Annotated in this window: 14 protein-coding genes; 12 read left to right on the top strand and 2 right to left on the bottom strand. The window is 67.0% G+C overall.

The genetic code is table 11. The annotated features are described in order from the left end of the window. Nucleotides 1-102 precede the first annotated feature (102 nt). Genes ST3T6A_RS0109855 through ST3T6A_RS0109845 form a run of 3 tightly spaced genes read left to right on the top strand, consistent with a single transcriptional unit; the run spans nucleotide 103 to nucleotide 5,476 of the window. Nucleotides 103-1,650: a GH39 family glycosyl hydrolase gene (locus ST3T6A_RS0109855; RefSeq protein WP_019832749.1), complete on the top strand. Its 1,548-nt coding sequence runs from the start codon at nucleotides 103-105 to the stop codon at nucleotides 1,648-1,650. Next, nucleotides 1,650-3,260, top strand: a complete 1,611-nt coding sequence (locus ST3T6A_RS0109850) for a family 43 glycosylhydrolase (protein WP_019832748.1) — start codon at nucleotides 1,650-1,652, stop codon at nucleotides 3,258-3,260. The genes ST3T6A_RS0109855 and ST3T6A_RS0109850 overlap by 1 nt, the downstream gene beginning before the upstream one ends. A gap of 35 nt (nucleotides 3,261-3,295) precedes the next feature. Continuing rightward, nucleotides 3,296-5,476, top strand: coding sequence for a glycoside hydrolase family 3 C-terminal domain-containing protein (locus ST3T6A_RS0109845; protein ID WP_019832747.1), 2,181 nt, complete (start codon nucleotides 3,296-3,298; stop codon nucleotides 5,474-5,476). Nucleotides 5,477-5,491: 15 nt separating this feature from the next. On the opposite strand, the gene ST3T6A_RS0109840 is transcribed toward ST3T6A_RS0109845, so the two are convergent. Together ST3T6A_RS0109840 and ST3T6A_RS19830 are read right to left on the bottom strand one after the other, a co-directional pair. Further along, on the bottom strand, nucleotides 5,492-6,643 hold the full coding sequence (locus tag ST3T6A_RS0109840) for an acyltransferase family protein (protein ID WP_019832746.1): 1,152 nt from the start codon (nucleotides 6,641-6,643) through the stop codon (nucleotides 5,492-5,494). Between the two features lie 72 nt (nucleotides 6,644-6,715). Further along, a complete protein-coding gene (locus ST3T6A_RS19830; protein ID WP_037538207.1) occupies nucleotides 6,716-7,741 on the bottom strand; it encodes a LacI family DNA-binding transcriptional regulator in 1,026 nt (341 codons plus the stop codon). 176 nt (nucleotides 7,742-7,917) lie between these two features. On the opposite strand from ST3T6A_RS19830, the gene ST3T6A_RS0109830 reads away from it, so the two are divergent. From ST3T6A_RS0109830 to ST3T6A_RS19825, 9 genes are all read left to right on the top strand, one after another. Then, complete coding sequence (locus ST3T6A_RS0109830) at nucleotides 7,918-8,784, top strand: WcbI family polysaccharide biosynthesis putative acetyltransferase (RefSeq protein WP_157602702.1); 867 nt, start codon at nucleotides 7,918-7,920, stop codon at nucleotides 8,782-8,784. Beyond that, complete coding sequence (locus tag ST3T6A_RS0109825) at nucleotides 8,781-9,842, top strand: GSCFA domain-containing protein (protein ID WP_019832743.1); 1,062 nt, start codon at nucleotides 8,781-8,783, stop codon at nucleotides 9,840-9,842. The genes ST3T6A_RS0109830 and ST3T6A_RS0109825 overlap by 4 nt, the downstream gene beginning before the upstream one ends. A gap of 454 nt (nucleotides 9,843-10,296) precedes the next feature. Beyond that, the gene (locus ST3T6A_RS0109820) at nucleotides 10,297-12,597 is read left to right on the top strand and encodes a nitric-oxide reductase large subunit (RefSeq protein WP_019832742.1); all 2,301 of its coding nucleotides are present in this window, start codon (nucleotides 10,297-10,299) and stop codon (nucleotides 12,595-12,597) included. 81 nt (nucleotides 12,598-12,678) lie between these two features. Further along, nucleotides 12,679-12,828 carry a lmo0937 family membrane protein gene (locus ST3T6A_RS21470; RefSeq protein WP_019832741.1) on the top strand — a complete coding sequence of 50 codons (150 nt, stop codon included), beginning with the start codon at nucleotides 12,679-12,681 and terminating at the stop codon, nucleotides 12,826-12,828. Between the two features lie 308 nt (nucleotides 12,829-13,136). After that, nucleotides 13,137-14,282 carry an aldose epimerase family protein gene (locus ST3T6A_RS0109810; RefSeq protein WP_202804584.1) on the top strand — a complete coding sequence of 382 codons (1,146 nt, stop codon included), beginning with the start codon at nucleotides 13,137-13,139 and terminating at the stop codon, nucleotides 14,280-14,282. Between the two features lie 383 nt (nucleotides 14,283-14,665). Further along, the gene (locus ST3T6A_RS0109805; protein ID WP_235785766.1) at nucleotides 14,666-15,892 is read left to right on the top strand and encodes an epoxide hydrolase family protein; all 1,227 of its coding nucleotides are present in this window, start codon (nucleotides 14,666-14,668) and stop codon (nucleotides 15,890-15,892) included. 175 nt (nucleotides 15,893-16,067) lie between these two features. Further along, nucleotides 16,068-16,700, top strand: a complete 633-nt coding sequence (locus ST3T6A_RS0109800; protein WP_019832738.1) for a response regulator transcription factor — start codon at nucleotides 16,068-16,070, stop codon at nucleotides 16,698-16,700. Between the two features lie 120 nt (nucleotides 16,701-16,820). Then, nucleotides 16,821-17,171, top strand: coding sequence for a response regulator transcription factor (locus ST3T6A_RS0109795; protein ID WP_162140523.1), 351 nt, complete (start codon nucleotides 16,821-16,823; stop codon nucleotides 17,169-17,171). Nucleotides 17,172-17,200: 29 nt separating this feature from the next. After that, nucleotides 17,201-18,790: a sensor histidine kinase gene (locus tag ST3T6A_RS19825; RefSeq protein ID WP_019832736.1), complete on the top strand. Its 1,590-nt coding sequence runs from the start codon at nucleotides 17,201-17,203 to the stop codon at nucleotides 18,788-18,790. Nucleotides 18,791-18,805: the final 15 nt, after the last annotated feature.

Genomic DNA, 18,805 nt, shown 5'->3' with positions numbered 1-18,805 from the left:
GGCGGCCGTCCCGTTCGGGGCGTGCCGCCGCCGCTCCATCATCGAACGGGAGAATATATGCGGGATCAGCGCGGCCGGGGGGCACATCATCGGGTCTGGCGAATGGCGCTCGCAGCCTCCGCGCTGCTTCCCCTTTCGCCTGCGATGGCCGCGCCCGCCGAACGTGCGATCGACATCGACGTCGCCCGCGCGCAGAAGCCGGTCGACCGCTTCTACGATCTCTCCGTCGGCTCGGACTATCCGGGCACGCTGATCCGGCCGGACTCGCAGGCCCAGCTCAAGACGGCGGTGGACGAGCTCGGCTTCCGCTATCTCCGCTTCCACGCGATCTTCCACGACGTGCTGGGCACGGTGCGCGTCGAGAATGGCGTGACCCGCTATGACTGGACGAAGATCGACGAACTCTACGACGATCTGCTCTCCAAGGGCATCCGCCCCTTCGTGGAGCTGGGCTTCACCCCGCAGGCGCTCGCCACCTCGTCCAACAGCATCTTCTACTGGAAGGGCAACACCTCGCATCCCAAGCCCGAGGCGTGGCGCGCGCTGGTCGACGCCTTCGTCCGGCGTGAGCAGCAGCGCTATGGCGTGGACGAGGTGCGCCGCTGGTATTTCGAGGTGTGGAACGAGCCCAATCTCAGCGGCTTCTGGGAAGGTGGCGACCAAAAGGCCTATTTCGACCTCTATGATCTGACCGCCCGCACCATCAAGGCGATCGACCCCGATCTCCAGGTCGGCGGCCCGTCCACGGCGGGCGCGGCGTGGGTGCCGGAGTTCCTCGCGCATGTCGCGAAATCCGGCGCGCCGATCGATTTCGTCACCACCCACAGCTATGGCGTCGACGGCGGCTTCCTCGACGAGAAGGGCGAGAGCGACACCAAGCTCTCCGCCGATCCGCAGGCCGTGATTTCCGACGTCCGCAAGGTGCGCGCCCAGATTGCGGCGTCGGCCTTCCCGACGCTGCCGCTCTACTTCACCGAGTGGAGCACCAGCTACACCCCGCGCGACGCCGTCCACGACAGCTATGTAAGCGCCCCCTATATCCTCTCGCGCCTCAAGGCGGTGGAGGGCGTGGCGCAGGGCATGAGCTACTGGACCTACACCGACCTGTTCGAGGAGCCCGGCCCGCCGCCAACGCCCTTCCATGGCGGCTTCGGCCTCCTGAACCGCGAGGGCATCCGCAAGCCGGCCTTCTTCGCCTACAAATATCTGAACGCGATCAAGGGCCGCGCCATTCCCGTCACCGACACGCAGGTGATGGCCGCGACCGATGGCACGCGCACCACCGCGCTCGTCTGGGACTGGCAGCAGCCGAAGCAGTCGGTCAGCAACCGCCCCTTCTACACCCACCTCGTCCCCAACGCGCCCGCGCCGACGGCGAAGCTCGCCTTCGCGCACCTCGCGCCCGGCCGCTACCATTTGCGCGCCTACCGGACCGGCTATCGCCACAACGACGCCTATTCGGCCTATATCGACATGGGGATGCCCAAGAACCTCGACGCCAAGCAGCTCCGCCAGTTGCAGGATCTGACGCGCGACACGCCCGAGATCGACCGCACCGTAGAGGTCGGCGCGGACGGGCGCACGAGCGTCGAGCTGCCGATGCGCAGCAACGACGTGGTGCTCGTCTCGATGGACCGGGCGGCGCAGTGATGCCGTTCACCCGCCGCCATCTGATGCAAGGGCTGCTCGCCGGCACCGCCGCCGCACCGGCCCTCGCCGGCTCTGTGGCCAAGGGGAAGCAGGCCCCCCTCACGCGCCCCGCGACGGCCGACCTTGGCGACGGCACCTTCCTCAACCCGATCGTGTCGGGCGATCATCCCGATCCGACGATCCTGAAGGATGGCGAGGTCTATTACATGACCTTCTCCTCCTTCCTCTCCTATCCGGCGCTGGTGATCTGGGAATCGACCGATCTGGTGAACTGGGCCCCGATCGGCCCGGCGCTGCACCAGAATCTGGGGCCGATCTGGGCGGTCGATCTCGTCCGCCACAAGGGCCGCTATTTCATCTACATCCCGGCCGATCCGAAGGGGGACGGCTGGTCGATCTACGCGATCTGGGCCGACGACATTCGCGGGCCGTGGAGCGATCCGGTCGATCTCGGCATCCGGGGCTGCATCGATCCGGGGCATGTCGTGGGCGAGGACGGGCGGCGCTATCTCTTCACCAACGGCATCCGCAAGATCCGCCTGACCGACGACGGCCTCGCCACCGACGGCCCGCTCGAGCAGGCCTATGCGCCGTGGCGCTACCCCGACGACTGGGTGGTCGAGAATTTCGCGCCCGAGGGGCCGAAGCTCCTCCACCGCAACGGCTGGTTCTATCTCGTCACCGCCGTCGGCGGCACGGCGGGTCCACCGACCAGCCACATGGTCATCGCCGCGCGTTCGCGCTCGGTCCACGGGCCGTGGGAGCATTGCCCGCACAACCCGCTGGTGCGCACCCGCTCGGCCGCCGAGCCCTGGTGGTCGCGCGGCCATGCGACGCCGGTCGAGGGGCCGGGCGGCGACTGGTGGATGGTCTATCACGGCTATGAGAACGGCTTCCGCACGCTCGGCCGCCAGACGCTGCTGGAGCCGATCGAGTGGACCGAGGACGGCTGGTTCCGCGCGCTCGGCGGCGATCTCTCGCACCCGCTCCGCAAGCCGCGGGGCGGCAAGCCGGGCAGGCCGCGTCCGCCGCTCTCCGACGATTTCTCGACCGATCGTCTCGGGCTCCAATGGGCCTTCCACGAGCCCAAGGCCAACGAGGCCACGCGCGCCACCTACCGGGCGGATGGCCTCCACATCGCCGCGCGGGGGACGTCGCCGGCCGACTCCTCGCCGCTCACCTGCATCGTGGGGGATCGTTCCTACGAGGTCGAAATCTCGCTCGACCTGATCGGCGAGGCCGAAGGCGGCCTGCTGCTCTTCTACAACCAGAAGGCGTTCGTCGGGCTCGGCTTCACGCCCGAGACCCTCAAGATCTTCGAATATTCGGACGAGCTTCCCTGGGGCCGCAAGCCCCACAAGACGCGGAGCCTCCGCCTGCGCCTCCGCAACGAGGAGCATGTCGTCACCTGGCATTATTCCTACGACGAAGGCCGGACCTGGCAGCGCCACGACACGCGCATGGAGGTGTCCGGCCTCCATCACAATGTGTTCGGCGGTTTTCTCAGCCTGCGCGTCGGCCTCTACGCCGCGGGCTCGGGCGAGGTGCGGCTGCGAGACTTCCGCTATCGGGCCAACCCGCCGCGCGTGGCGGAAACAATCCTCGCCTGAAGGGCGGATCCATCTCCAACGGAAAAGGGCGCAGGATGAAGACGACCGCACGGCGCATCGGGATCGGGTTCGCGGCGATGCTGCTCGCCGGCACGGCCGCGATCGCTGAGACCGCCCCCGCCTTCCGCAACTCCGACCTCCCCGCCGAGCAGCGCATCACCGACCTCCTGTCGCGCATGACGGTCGACGAGAAGATCGACGCGCTCAGCACCAATTCCGGCGTGGCGCGCCTCGGCGTCCCCAATTTCGGCTCGTCCGAGGGGATTCACGGCGTCGTCCAGCGCGGCTCCGACAAGAAGCAATTGTCGCCGATCCCCACCACGCAATTCCCGCAGCCGCCGGGCATGGGCGCGAGCTGGGATCCCGATCTCGTCCGGCAGGCGGGCGGCGTCGAGGGGCATGAGGCGCGCTACATCACCCAGACGGCCAGCTATGGCCGCCAGATCCTGATGCTGTGGGGCCCGCAGGCCGATCTGGCGCGCGATCCGCGCTGGGGCCGCACAGAAGAGGTCTATGGCGAAGACCCCTTCCTCAACGGCACGATGGCCACCGCCTTCGCGCGCGGGCTGGAAGGCGACGATCCGAAATATTGGCAGGCGGCGCCGCTGCTGAAACACTTCCTCGCCAACTCGAACGAGAACCAGCGCACCTCGACCAGCTCGAATTTCGACGAGCGGCTCTTCTGGGAATATTATTCCGTCCCCTTCCGCATGGCCTTTCAGGACGCCGGCGCGAGCGGGGTGATGGCCTCCTACAACGCCTGGAACGGCACGCCGATGGCGATCAACCCGGTGCTCCGCGATGTCGTCATCAACCTGTGGGGCGTGAACGTCGTCTCCAGCGACGGCGGGGCGGTGAAGCTGCTCGTCACGGCGCACAAGCGCTTCGCGACGCAGAAGGATGCCGTGGTCGCGACGCTCAAGGCAGGCATCAACCAGTATCTCGACACCTATAAGGACGAGATGCACGCGGCGGTCCGCGATGGCACGGTCAAGGAGGCGGAGTTGGACGAGGCGCTCCGCCGCAAGTTCCGCATCACGCTGAAGCTCGGCCTGCTCGATCCGCCCGAGCGCGTCTCCTACGCCGCTGTGCATGACGGCCCCGCCCCGTGGGACGGCGAGGCCGATCAGGCCGTCTCGCGCAAGCTGGCGCTGGAATCGATCGTCCTGCTCAAGAATGCGGACAATGCCCTGCCGCTCCGCAAGGATCGGCTGAAGTCGATCGCGGTCGTCGGCCCGCTCGCCGACAGCGTGCATTGGGACTGGTATGGCGGCCACCCGCCCCACGCGACGACGCCGCTTCAGGGCATCCGCGACGCGGTCGGCCCCACGGTGAAGGTCAACTACGCGGCCAACGATGCGAGTGGCGCCGCGGTCGCCGCGGCCAAGGCGTCGGACGTCGCGATCGTCGTCGTCGGCAACGACCCCACCTGCGGCCCCAACATGGCCACCGAATGGGACGATTCCGGCACCAAGCCCTGCGCCGATCCCGGCGACGGCCGCGAAGGACGCGACCGCGTCACGCTGACGCTCGCAGAGGAGGAGTTGGTCAGGAAGGTGAAGGCGGCCAATCCGCACACCGTCATGGTCCTGGTGTCGAGCTTCCCCTACACGATCAACTGGTCGCAGCAGAATGTGCCGGCGATCCTCAACATGGCGCACGCCTCGCAGGACGAGGGCTGGGCGCTCGCGCAGGTATTGTTCGGGGCGTATAATCCGGGCGGCCACACGATCGTCACCTGGCCCGCATCGATGGCCGACCTGCCGCCGATGATGGATTACGACATCCGCCACGGCCGGACCTACATGTATGCGAAGCAGAAGCCGCTTTATCCCTTCGGCTGGGGCCTCAGCTACACCAGCTTCCGCTTCGCCCATCTTCGGACGGATCGTGCCACCCTCGCTCGTGACGGCCGGATTGATGTCGCCATCGACGTGACCAACACCGACCACCGCGCCGGCGACGCCGTGCCCCAGATCTATGTCCGCTACCCGCACTCCGGGGTCGAGCGGCCGGCGCTGCAACTGGCCGGGTTCCGCCGCGTCCATCTGGCGCCCGGCGAGACGAGGACGGTCCATGTACCGCTCAAGGCCATGCAGCTCGCTTATTGGGATCAGGGGCGGAAAGCCCTCGTCGTCGAGCCCGGCATCATCCAGCTCATGGCGGGCAGCTCGTCCGCCGACATCCGCCTGCGGCAGGATATCGAGGTGCGCTGACCGCCCTGACCGCTCTCAGCCACGCCTCAGGGCGGCACGCAGGCGGGCGCGGACCGGCTCGTCCCAGACGGTGAGCGCCACCCAGGCGACCAGCAGCAGGAATGGCACCAGCGCCGCGCCGATCACCAGCATCCGCTGCGGCGAATGGTGCGCGTTGGCGACATAGTTCATCCAGACGTACAGGAAGGGGAAGTGCGTGATGTAGATCGGATAGGATAGCCGCCCGCTCGCCTTGCACAGCCCCATCAGGCCCCGCCCGGCGTCGGAATGCGCGCCCGCGACGATGATCGCGGGAAACAGCAGGATGACGCACAGGGCTTCATAGGCGCCGTTGAGCTTGAAGCCGCCGATCTCGGGAAGCGTGGGAAAGACCACGATCGCGATGAGGAGGATGGTGAGCGGCAGATAGCCCAGCGACACGCGCGGCAGCCGATCCCGCACGCGATAGAGCCAGAGCCCCGTCAGGAAGGGAAAGCTGAGGCGCACGGGCGCCATCCACAGATGATCCCAGCCCGAGCCGCAGTCGAGCGTGCCGAAATGGACGGCGCAGACCGCCAGCACCACGGCGCTGAGCGCCGCGAGAAGACCGAGAACGCAGGTCGGCAGCCGGCGGAGCACCAGGGCATAGGCGATGTTGCCGAGATATTCCTGAAACAGCGACCAGCACGGCCCGTTCAGCGGATGCGTGTCGGTCCACCGATTGGGCAGCGACCCCGACGGCAGCGCCAGCAGCCCCAAGACGAGCGCCATCAGCAAAGCCCCCGACGACACCACCTGCGCCGCACCCGCATAGGGATCGAGAATATAGCTGGCGAAACCCAGCAGCGTTCCCACGATCACCATCGGGTGCAGCCGGATCAGCCGGAGCGCAAAGAAGCGGCCCGCCGTCATCCGGGGCCAGCGGTCGTCATAGGCATAGCCGATCACGAAGCCCGAGAGCGCGAAGAAGAAGTCCACCGCAAGCGGCGCGTGGTGGAAGAAGACCTTGGCGCCGTCCCAGTTCACCGTGATGCCCTGGATGTGGAACAGCACGACCAGCAGGGCGGCGACGCCGCGCAACCCGTCAAGCACCTCGAAATGCGGCTTGCCCGTGGCCGTCCGGTCGGGCGAGGCGTCGCCTCCGCCCGATGTCGTCACCTGGGCGATCCGTTCCGCCACATCCGCCACAGCGTTCCCCTCTCCCGCGATATCGGCGGCTCTTGTGATAGATTTATCGATAAACCTCAAGCGCTGACATACTCAGCCCGATGCGCGCTCCACCAGCGTGAAGGGCAACACGACATCGCGCGCGCCATAGCCCTCCGGGTCGCGCACGGCCTGCGCGAGCAGATCGATCGCCTCCGAGGCCATGGCGCGGATGGGTTGGCGGACGGTCGTCAGCGCGGGCCACACCCGCGTCGCCACCAGCGTGTCGTCGAAGCCGGTGACGGCAAGATCGGCCGGCAGGTCCAGCCCGCGCCGATGGGCTGCCCAGAGGATGGCGGCAGCCATGTCGTCATTGGCGGCGACGATGGCATCCGGGCGGGGATCGAGATCGAGCAGCAGCTCGGCCGCCCGCAGCCCCGACGCGAAGCTGAAGTCGCCCTCGATGCAAAGCTCGGCGGCGAAGGGCAGGCCATGCTCGCTGAGCGCATCGCGATGCCCGTCGAGGCGGGCGAGGCTGTCCGAGTGGCTCGCCGGCCCTGCCACCACCGCGATGCGGCGACGGCCCCGCGCCAGAAGGCGCCGGGTCACATCCCGCGCGGCGGCGCGATTGTCGATCCGCACGGTCGTGATGGCCGGGAAAGGCAGTGCCGTCGCGATGGCGGCGGCGGGCACGCCGAGGCCGGCCAGCGCCGGGGAATCCCCCAGCATCTCCGCGAAGGGCGGGATGAGCAGCAGCGCCTGCGCGCCCGAGCGCACGAGCGCGCGGGCATGATCCACCACCTCCTCCGCCGAGGCGGCCTGTGCCGAGCGGATCAGGAGCTGGAGCCCCTTCTCCGCCGCCACCACCGCGACGGCGGCGAGCGTGGCGTTGATGAACATGCTCTCCACGTCGGAGTAGATCAGCCCGATCCGCGCCACCGCCGAGCCGCCCAGCCTCCGCGCGGCCTGGTTGGGGACGTAGCCCAGCTCCTCGATCGCGGCGAGCACGCGGGCGCGGGTCGCCTCGCCCACCTTGCCGGTGCGGTTGAACACGTTGGACACGGTCATGGTCGAGACCCCCGCCCGCCGGGCGACGGCCTGTATCGTCACACGCTCATTCTGTTGCCGGGGGCGTCCCATGCCGCTCTTGCGATCCCTTGGTCTGGCCGGTGTCGATGCCCTGTCGCGCCGGTCAGGGCAAGCGTATCCCCACTGGAGCGCGCTGGCAGAGCCGATGGGATCATGTCGGGCATGGCGCTCGCCGCCAAGGGCGTTTAGCGAGGTTGCCGGCGATGAGTGGGCCTGGAGGCGACGTCTTGCGTGAACGCTGGTTAGTGGTGTGGAATTGCCAGTCCTTCGGCCTCTCCAACTGCATTCAGACCCTCGCGCGCGACATCGAATGCGAGGCGCTCGACATCTGGTCCTTCGGCAGGGCGCTGGAGACGGAGAGCCTCCAACATTGGCGGTCGTACGATCGGATCATCGCGATGGGCGAGGCGGTCGCCCTGCCGGGTTTCGACGCCGCGAACATGCCCCCCTTCGAAATCCTGCCGCCGCTCCAGTTCAGCGGCTATCACCCCGATTGCTGCTATGTGCTGCTCGATGGCGAGCCTGTTTCGGGCGCCGTCGTCGGCCCCTATCATTCGATGATCGCGCTCGCCGCCTACAAGGAAGGGATGGACGCGCGCGAGGCTTCCCGTTGGTTCAATGCGACGACCTACGCTCATGCCGGCTATTTCGCGCACTGGCCCGTGCAGCGGCAGCTGATGCTCGACAGCTATCGCGCGTGCGGCATCGATCTCTCCCGCCTGTTCCGCGTCGTGGGCCGCGGCGCCAGCTTCATGCACACGATCGACCATCCCCGCATCGCCGCCCTGTTCGAGGTGGCGCGGGCCCTGCTCGTCGCACGGGGGAAGGCCGTGTTCGAGAATGTGGTGCTGCCGCCCGACAATCTTTCGGCAACGAGCTGGCCCGTCTATCCCGAGATCGGCGAGCGGCTGGCGGTCGCCGGAAGCTATCTCTTCAAGCCCGCCAACCTGCACAAGCCGTTCGAGCTGGTCGACTATTTGGAGCGCAGCCTCACCTTCTTCTCGCAATGGGAGAAGCATCGGCTGCGGGCCTTCGCCTCCGACCAGCCACGGCTCCAGACCATCCGCAAGGTGATGCGGGGAGAGATCGCATGAGCCATCCCTATGCCGGCCTGCCCGATCGCCAGTTCTGGAGCCGCGGCGTCGCGGCCGTGGAAAGCCATCTGTTCGATCCCGTTTCCGGGCCGCGCTTCCTGATCCGTCCGGGCGACCGGGTGGCGACCGCCGGGAGCTGCTTCGCGCAGCATATCTCGCGCCGGCTGCGCGCGATGGGGGACAACTTCCTGCTGGCGGAAGGCGGCGAGCATCTCCCGCCGGCCGAGCGCGAGGCGCGGCAATATGGCCTCTTCTCCGCCCGGTACGGCAATATCTACACGCCGATGCAGCTCTGGCAGCTCTGGCAGGAGGCGTTCGGCGAGCGGCAGCCCAACGACCGCGCCTGGCGCAATCGCCAGGGCCGCTGGGTGGACCCCTTCCGCCCGTCGGTGGAGCCCGATGGCTTTGAAAGCGCCGAACAGGTCGCCGGGGACCGCGCCCAGCATCTCGCCGCCGTGCGCAGCCTGTTCGAGACGGCCGACTATCTGGTCTTCACGCTGGGCCTGACAGAGGCGTGGCGCTCGCGCGCCGATGGCTCGGTCTATCCGCTGGCGCCCGGCGTCGCGGGCGGGGAACATGACCCGACCCGGCATGAGTTCGTCAACTTCTCCGCCGGCGAGACGGAGGAAGCGCTGGAGAATGTCCTCCTCGCGGCGCGGGCGCGCAATCCCAGCCTCCGGGTGATCCTCACCGTCTCGCCGGTCCCGCTCGCGGCGACCTACGAGCCCCGGCACGTCGCCGTCTCGACGTCCTACTCCAAGGCGGTGCTGCGCGTCGCGGCCGAGCAACTGGTCCGCCGCCACGACTGGATCGACTATTTCCCATCCTACGAAGTCATCACCGCAAGCCCGACCGGCGGCCTCTATTTCGAGGAGGACCGGCGCGCGGTGAGCCCGCTCGGAGTCGCGCATGTGATGCGCCTCTTCACCCGCCATTATGTGGAAGGCGCCGGTGCGCGCGAAGAGGCGCTGACGCGGCTCGGCCATGTAGCGCTGCCCCAGAGCGGCGTCATCTGCGACGAGGAACGGATGGACGCCGCCCGCTCCGGCGAAGGCTGATCGCTCTTCGGCTGGAACGCGATCCAGCCCGGCGGGACCATAGCGTCCTCCCCGACCGGGCTGTCGACGCCCGTGTATCGCCAACCATCATCCTCGGGTTGGGGATCGCCCCATTCATAACCCACTTCGGGGATTGGAAAATTCCCGCTGGCTGCTCCGCTCCATGATCGGCCGGCGGCGGTCGGATTATGGCAATTTCCGACAAGAGACGCCCGAACACATCAAGAGAAGACCGGCCGGATATGATAGCCGACATTGGTCGGCTCCATCCAGGAAAGGCTATTGTATGCGTCATCTCGATCTTGATGCATACATTCCTCCAAATGGAATGAGCATCTAGCGCTCTATGATAATGCAGATGGGCGATATACAGACACCCATCTTACACTATCACATCTTCATCTTTTGTTTTAGTCTGGGCTTCGCTGCGACAGACAGCCAGCGCGAGGAGCATATGAGCCATATTGTCGACATCCCGGCCGAGGCAGACGTTACCGACCCGCCTCTCTCGCCCTGGTGGGTGCGAACCGTCCTGATCGTGATGATCATCGGTTTCGCCGGCCTGATCGGCGTGACCATGCTGTCTTATCGCAACGCGCCGCCCACGCCCGCGCAGGTGGTGGACGATCGCGGGCAACTGCTCTTCACACGTGACGATATCGGCGCAGGGCAGGAGATCTTCCTCAAATACGGCCTGATGGACAATGGCTCGGTCTGGGGCCACGGCGCCTATCTCGGCCCGGATTATGGGGCGGCCGCGCTGCATCGCTTCGGTCTCGACACGGCCGACGCCATGGCCCGGCAGCAATATGGGCAGGACTATGCCGCGCTCGACGCCGTCCGGCAGAGCGCGATCCGTGGTGCCACCGCCGAGGCGCTCAAGACCAACCGCTTCGACCCCGCCACCGACACGCTGACGCTGACCGCCCCCGAAGCGGCCTCCTATCGCCAGCAAATCCCCTATTGGCAGGCCTATTTCCACGATCCGGCGAAGAATGGCGGCCTCAAGGCCGACCTCATCACCGACCCGACCGAGCTGCGCCAATTCTCCGCCTTCATTAGCTGGGCGGCATGGGCGTCGGTCGCGCGGCGGCCGGGGACGACCTATTCCTACACCAACAACTTCCCCTTCGATCCCTTCGTCGGCAACACGCCGACGGGCGGCGCGCTCCTGTGGAGCGGGCTTAGCCTCATCATGCTGCTCGGCGGCATCGCCACCGTGCTGCTCGCCTTCGGCCGCTATGAGCATCTCGGCTGGATCAGCAACCGTTCGCATGTCCACCCGCACCTGATCCCCGGCGCCGCCAGCCAGGGCCAGCGTGCGCTGGTGAAGTTCTTCGTCGTGGTGGCGCTGCTCTTCCTCGTGCAGACGCTCGTCGGCGGCGCCACCGCCCATTATCGGGCGGAGCCGGGCGACTTCTACGGCTTCCAGCTCGAACGCATCTTCCCCAGCAACCTGATGCGGACGTGGCACCTCCAGACCGCCATCTTCTGGATCGCCACCGCTTATGTGGCGGCCGCGCTCTTCCTCGGTCGCTCGTTGCGCGACGCCGAGCCCAAGGGCTTCACGCTGGCCATCAACCTGATCTTCGGCGCCTTCGCGGTGGTGATCGGCGCGAGCATGCTCGGCGAGTGGGCGGGGATGACGGGGTTGCTCGGTCGCTGGTGGTTCCTGCTCGGCAATCAGGGCTGGGAGTTCCTGGAGATCGGCCGCTTCTGGCAATATCTGCTGGTGGCGGGGCTGTTCGCCTGGTTCGCGCTGCTGCTCTACACGGTGCGACCGGGCTCCGTCCCCGACAGCAACGCCCGCCCGCTGGCGCGGCTCTTCCTGCTGGCGGCGCTCGCCATTCCGGTGTTCTACGTCCCCGCGCTCTTCTACGGCGCCAAGACCAACTTCACGGTGGTCGACACCTGGCGCTTCTGGATCATCCACCTGTGGGTCGAGGGGTTCTTCGAATTCTTCGCGACCACGACGGTGGCGCTGCTCTTCTACCAGCTCGGGCTGACCGCGCGGAACACGGCGCTGCGCGTCATCTATCTCGACGCCATCCTCTATTTCCTCGGCGGCCTGATGGGTACCGGGCATCACTGGTACTTCACCGGCCAGACCAACGTGAACATGGCGCTCTCGGCGATGTTCTCGGCGCTGGAGGTGGTGCCGCTGACGCTGCTCACCCTCGATGCGTGGGACTTCGTGCGCACCACGCGCCGAGAGTGCGACGCCTGCGGCAAGCCGATCAACCTGCCGCACAAATGGACCTTCTACTTCCTGATGGCGACCGGCTTCTGGAACTTCTGCGGGGCGGGCGTCTTCGGCTTCCTCATCAACCTGCCGATCGTCAGCTATTTCGAGGTCGGCACCATCCTCACGCCCAACCACGGCCATGCCGCGATGATGGGCGTGTTCGGGATGCTCGCGATCGCGCTGACCAGCTTCGTGCTGCGCCAGACCAGCGACGAGGAGCGCTGGGCGAAGATCGAGCCCTTCATCAAGACGAGCTTCTGGGGTGCGAACATCGGCCTCGCGCTGATGGTGGTGCTGAGCCTTTTCCCCGGCGGCGTGATGCAGGTGTGGGATGTCACCCAGTCCGGCTACTGGCATGCCCGCAGCCTCGATTATACGGGCGGGGCCGAGGCGCGCTTCCTCGAATGGATGCGGATGCCCGGCGACGTGGTGTTCATCCTGTTCGGCGCGCTGCCGCTGGTGATCGCGACGCTCAAGGCGTGGATCGACGGCTTCCGCGCCGCCGATTGATCGGACGCACCAACCCTTCGCCGCGGAACTCGCCGCGCGGCGAAGGGTTGGCTCCCGCAATCATAATACGGGAGAGATTGGATGCTTTGGACGATCGCCGTCATCCTCGTCATTCTGTGGCTGCTGGGCTTCACCGCCTTCCACGTCGCGGGCGGCCTGATTCACCTGCTGCTGGTGGTCGCGATCATCGTCGTGATCGTCCAGCTCGTCAGCGGCCGCCGAAGCCTGTGACGGATTGACCAGCGGGGGCCGCGTCACGGCGGCCCCCTATGGAGGGCGCGGGCGCGGTACGCGTCCGCCTGCCTCGTGGCCACGCGTGCCCAAACAGCATTCCGCTCCCTGCACGCTTCTTTCAGGCCGACCAGCCGGCCTGATTTCGGCCGCCTGAATCCTCTCGCCAGCGCTCGACTGCCTCGACTCGGGCTCGATGATCGACATCGACCGCCAAGCAATGGGGTGCAATTGTCACCGCCTTCCGGGATGGTGGGGCCGCGTCCAACGGACAGGCGGGCGCCGAAAACAGAATGAGAGGGAGTGTGATGAGACTTCGAACGCTGGCGATGCTGGGCTGTATCGCCACCCCCCTGTCCAGCCCCGCGCTCGCGGTGACGGTGTCGCGCCACGTCTTCGGCACCATGCCCGACGCCCAGCCCGTCGAGGCGCTGACCATGACCAGCGCCAGCGGCATGAGCGCCACCGTGCTCACGCTCGGCGCCTCGGTGCAGTCGGTCATCGTGCCGGATGCGAGGGGCCGCAAGGCGGACGTGGTGCTCGGCTATGCCGACCTGAAGGGTTATCTCGACAAGCCCAGCTATTTCGGCTCGACCGTCGGCCGCGTCGCCAATCGCATCGCCAGGGGCCGATTCACGCTCGACGGCAAGGCCTATCAGGTGCCGGTCAACGACGGGCCGAACTCGCTCCATGGCGGCACCAAGGGCTTCGACAAGGTGGTGTGGGAGGTCGTGTCCGTCTCCTCCGGGCCGGTCGCCAAGGTGGTGCTGCGCTATGTGAGCCCGGACGGCGATCAGGGCTATCCCGGCACGCTCACCACCACGGCCACCTACTCGCTCAACGAGAAGGGCGATCTTTCGGTCGACTATCGCGCCACCACCGACAAGCCGACCGTGGTGAACCTCTCCAACCACACCTACTGGAACCTCGCCGGCGAGGGCTCCGCACGGGGAGCGCTGGGCGAACTCCTCACCATCCCGGCCGAGGAATATAGCCCGACCGACGCCACCGCGATCCCCACCGGCGAGTTCCGCAAGGTAGCCGGCACGGTGTTCGACTTCCGCAAGCCGGCCGCGATCAACGACCGCGTGCGCGACGCCTCGGACGTGCAGATCCGCTATGGCCGGGGCTACGACCACAACTGGGTGGTGAGCCGCAAGGCGGCGGCCGCGCCGCGCGTGATGGCGCGCGTGGAAGATCCGGTCTCGGGCCGCGTGATGGAGGTGCTCTCCGAGCAGCCGGGCATCCAGTTCTATTCGGGCAACTTCCTCGACGGCACGATCACCGGCAAGTCCGGCCATATCTATCGCGAGGGCGATGCCATCGTGCTGGAACCGCAGATGTTCCCGGACACGCCCAACCATCCGGCGTTCGGCTCGGTCCGCCTCGATCCGGGGCAGGCCTACACCAACCACATCACCTTCCGCTTCTCGGCCGGCGCCAAGGCACGCTGAAGCGCTCTCGGGCGACAGGAGGGCTGCTCCGGCTTCGGCGCGGCCCTCCGGGCACATCCGCGCGTACCCGGAAGCTGAACGGGCCTATCATCGCCGTCTCGAAAGAAATCCGCAGGCGCATGCAAAATCAATCGTGCGGATAAGTTTCCAAATATCCAGCATCTGGAGGAAGTTACGTTAGCTGCATGCGTCCAATGATACCTAAGTATCATTATACGAGGGTACACTGGCAGCCCGCCTCTCTTCGATCCAAGTAGCGGCTCTGCCGGACGGATCGCTCCGCCCGCCCATGCAGCAGGAGATGACAGGTGGAAACCGAATTGTCGCGCCCCAGCCGTCGCGAGATGATCGCTGCATCAGCATCGGCTGGCACGCTCCTCTTGATGGCGAACGGAGGGTTCGACGCATCCGCCACAGCCGCGCTGCCGGCCGGTGGCGAAGGGCTGCGCCCGTTCCGGGTCCATTTCCCCGACGAGGCACTGTCGGACCTCCGCCGGCGGATTCTCGCGACACGCTGGCCTTCGCGGGAGGTGGTTGCCGACGATACGCAGGGTGTCCGGCTCGCGACCATGCAGACGCTCGCCCGCCGCTGGGCGACGGGCTACGACTGGCGCCGGCTCGAAGCGCGGCTGAACGCGCTGCCGCAGTTCATGACCGAGATCGACGGGCTCGACATCCACTTCATCCACGTCCGCTCGCGCCATGCGGAGGCGCTGCCGGTCATCATCACGCACGGATGGCCGGGATCGATCATCGAGCAGATGAAGGTCATCGAACCTCTCACCAACCCGGAAGCGCATGGCGGTACCGCGGCCGACGCCTTCCATGTCGTCATCCCGTCGCTGCCGGGCCACGGCTTCTCCGGCAAGCCGGCCGAACTCGGCTGGGACCCGATCCGCATCGCCCGTGCCTGGACCGTGCTGATGAACCGGCTCGGCTACCAGCGCTATGTGGCGCAGGGCGGCGACTGGGGGAATGCCGTCACCGAGCAGATGGCGCTGCTGAAGCCCGCCGGGCTGATCGGCATCCATACCAACATGCCGGCGACGCTGCCCGCCGACATTGCGCGGGCGCTGCAATATGGCGAGCCTGCCCCCGCCGGCCTCTCGGCCGACGAGAGCTATGCGTGGAAGCAGCTCGACGATTTCTACAAGCATGGCCTCGCTTACGCGCAGGAGATGGGGAACCGCCCGCAGACGCTCTATGCGCTGGAGGATTCGCCCATCGGTCTCGCCGCATGGATGCTCGATCACGATATCCGCAGCTACCGGATGATCGCCCGCTCCTTCGCGGGGCAGCCGGAGGGTCTCTCCCCCGACGACATTCTCGACAACATCACCCTCTACTGGCTGACCGGCACGGCCGTTTCCTCAGCGCGCCTCTATTGGGAGAGCAAGCTCCCCTTCTTCGCGCCCAAGGGCATCACACTGCCGACCGCGATCAGCGCCTTCCCGGATGAGATCTACACGGCGCCCCGCAGCTGGGCGGAGCACGCCTATCCCAATCTCATCCATTATAACCGGATGCCGAAAGGCGGCCATTTCGCCGCCTGGGAACAGCCCGCCCTTTTCGTTTCCGAACTCCGCGCCAGCTTCAAGACGCTGCGCTGAGTTCGGCGGCCCGGACGATCAAGCCCCCCCTCCCCCATCGTCCGGGCCATAGGCTTCATCGAAAGACGCGGCCGATGAGCCGTGCCTCTTCGGGTGGATCGCCCGGCATCCAATGCGATTGACCGGAACGGCCCGGCAATGGCATTTTCCAGTCGCTTTCGGGGGAGATCGGCCTGTGGCGACGGCTGCGGAATGCGATCAGGCTATCGTCTACATCGTCGACGACGATGTATCGCTGCGTGCTGCGCTGGAATCGCTGTTCCGGTCGGTCGGCCTCGTCGTCGGCAGCTATGGATCGACGCGCGAATTTCTCGAGGCTGATCGCGGCGACCTGCCTGGCTGCCTGGTGCTCGACGTGCGTCTGCCCGGCATCAACGGCCTCGATTTCCAGGATCAGCTCGCCAGCCTCGGCATCGGCCTGCCGGTCGTCTTCATGACGGGCTATGGCGACATCCCGATGTCGGTGCGCGGGATCAAGGCGGGCGCGGTGGATTTCCTCCCCAAGCCGTTCCGCGATCAGGACATGCTCGACGCCGTGATGACAGCGATCGATAACGACCGACAGGCGCGCCAGGCCGGCGCCGCGCTCAAGGCGCTGCGGGACCGTTACGATAGCCTGTCGCCGCGGGAACAGCAGGTGATGGCGCTGGTGACCGCCGGGCGGCTCAACAAGCAGGCCGCCGGGGATCTCGATCTCAGCGAGATCACGGTCAAGGTCCATCGCGGCGCGGCCATGCGCAAGATGGGCGCACGCACCTTGCCCGATCTGGTCCGCATGGCCGAGGCGCTCCAGATCAAGCGCCCCTGAGCCGCCGACCATACGTTCGTATACTAGCGGACGGCACTCGTATAATCGCACAAGGCGCGCATCTGCGGCAGTCTAGTCGGATGTGTAATGCAGGATTTATTGTCCGTGCCGCCCGAAAAGGTGATTTCGATTGTCGAGGACGATGAGTCGCTCCGCAACGCGCTGATCGGGTTTCTCCGTTCGATGGCGAAGGAAGCCCGCGGCTATGGCTCGGCGGAGGAGTTCCTGGCCGAGCGGGACGGCGCCACCGCCTGCATCATCACCGACATTCACCTGCCCAGGATGGACGGGATCGCGATGACGCGCCGGCTGCGCGAACGCGGCGATGACGTGCCGGTGATCCTCATCACCGCGCGGGACGACGAGAAATGCGCCATGGAAGCGAAAGCGAACGGCGTGCTGTGCCTCCTGCACAAGCCGTTCGAGATGCAGGCCCTGCTCGATTGTCTGGACCGCGCTCTCGGCGCATGATGGGTGCCCTTCAGGCTCGAGAGCATGCCATGGACGGAACCGGTGGGGACGGCGCCCTGGAAATCCTGGATCTCGTCCACGACAGCATCATCATCCGGGCGTTGGACGGCACCATCCTGCAATGGAATGCGGCGGCGGAAGCGCAATATGGCTGGTCGCGCGCCGAGGCGCTGACCCGGCGGCTGGACGAGCTGCTGCCCTGCCGCTCCCCCGAGCATCTGGAGCAGATCAAGGCCGAGCTGTTCTCCCATGGCGTATGGGCCGGCGAACTCGTCCGCCGCGACAGGCATGGGCGCGACAGGCGGATCGAGGTGCGCTGGTCGATCGAGCGCGGCGAGGACGGCACACCGCGCCGGATCATCGAGACCGGGCGCGACGTGACGGAGCAGCACGCCAACGAGGAGGCGGTCCGGCTCAGCGAATATCGTTTCCGAAACCTGTTCGAGGCGATGGCGGTGTCGTTCTGGGAGATCGACTTCAACGCCGTCGGCGCGATGTTCCTTCCGCTGCGCGATCAGGGCGTGGCCGACCTGCGCTCCTATCTCGCCACACGGCCGGCGTTCGTGCGTGAGATGATGGAGGCGACGCGCGTGCTCGACGTGAACGCCAAGACGCTGGAGATGTTCGGCGCCGCCGCGAAGGACGAGATCGTCGGCCATGGCACCGCGCGCTACTGGCCGGAGGAAAACTATCCGGTGTTCGTCGACTCCCTCGTAGCGACGCTGGAAAAGCAGCCGAGCTTCGTGCGCGAAACCGCGCTTATCGATCATCACGGCAACCGCCTCGACGTGATGTTCACGGTCGCCTGGTCGCCCGACACGCGCAAGCGCGGTGTCGTCACGCTCGGGGTGCTCGACATCACCGACCGGCTCAACGCGGAGCGCAGGCTCCAGCAGATCCAGGCGGACTATATCCATGCCGCGCGTGTCGCCACGCTGGGCGAACTGACCGCGTCGATCGCCCATGAGGTCAACCAGCCTCTCGCCGCGATCGCGACCAATGGCGAGGCAAGCCTGAGATGGCTCAGCCGCGCCGAGCCCAATGTCGGGGAAGCGCGCGAGCTGGCCTCCCGCATGGTGGCCGATGCACGGCGCGCGGCCGATGTGATCCGCCACATCCGCAGCATGGCGACCCGCCAGTCCGCCGGGCGCGAGCGGCTGGCGGTGGGCGACGTGATCGCCGAGACGCTGGATTTCCTCCGCCGCGACCTGCACGCGCACGACGTTCGCGTCACCTTCGACGCCGCCCCACGGATACCGCTCATCGACGGCAACCGGACCGAGCTTCAGCAGGTGCTGATCAACCTCGCCGTCAATGCGCAGCAGGCGATGGGGCAGCATGGCGTGCAGGACCGGCGGCTCACGATCCGCGCCACCGCACCTGCGGGCGGCGGCGTGGCGGTCGAGATCGAGGACAGCGGGCCGGGCATTCCGCCCGATCTGGCGGACAGGCTGTTCGACAGCTTCGTGACGACCAAGCCGAACGGCCTCGGCATCGGCCTGTCGATCTGCCGCACCATCATCGAGGCCCATGGCGGGCACATCGCCGCCGACAACGGCCGGACGGGCGCCCGTTTCACCTTCACGCTTCCCGCCGCGGAGCCACCGTTCCTTCCATGACATGATCCGCTAAGA

The sequence above is a fragment of the Sphingomonas sp. PR090111-T3T-6A genome, assembly GCF_000383095.1.
Taxonomy (GTDB): domain Bacteria; phylum Pseudomonadota; class Alphaproteobacteria; order Sphingomonadales; family Sphingomonadaceae; genus Solisphingomonas.
This window is presented reverse-complemented; position numbering and strand designations above follow the sequence as displayed.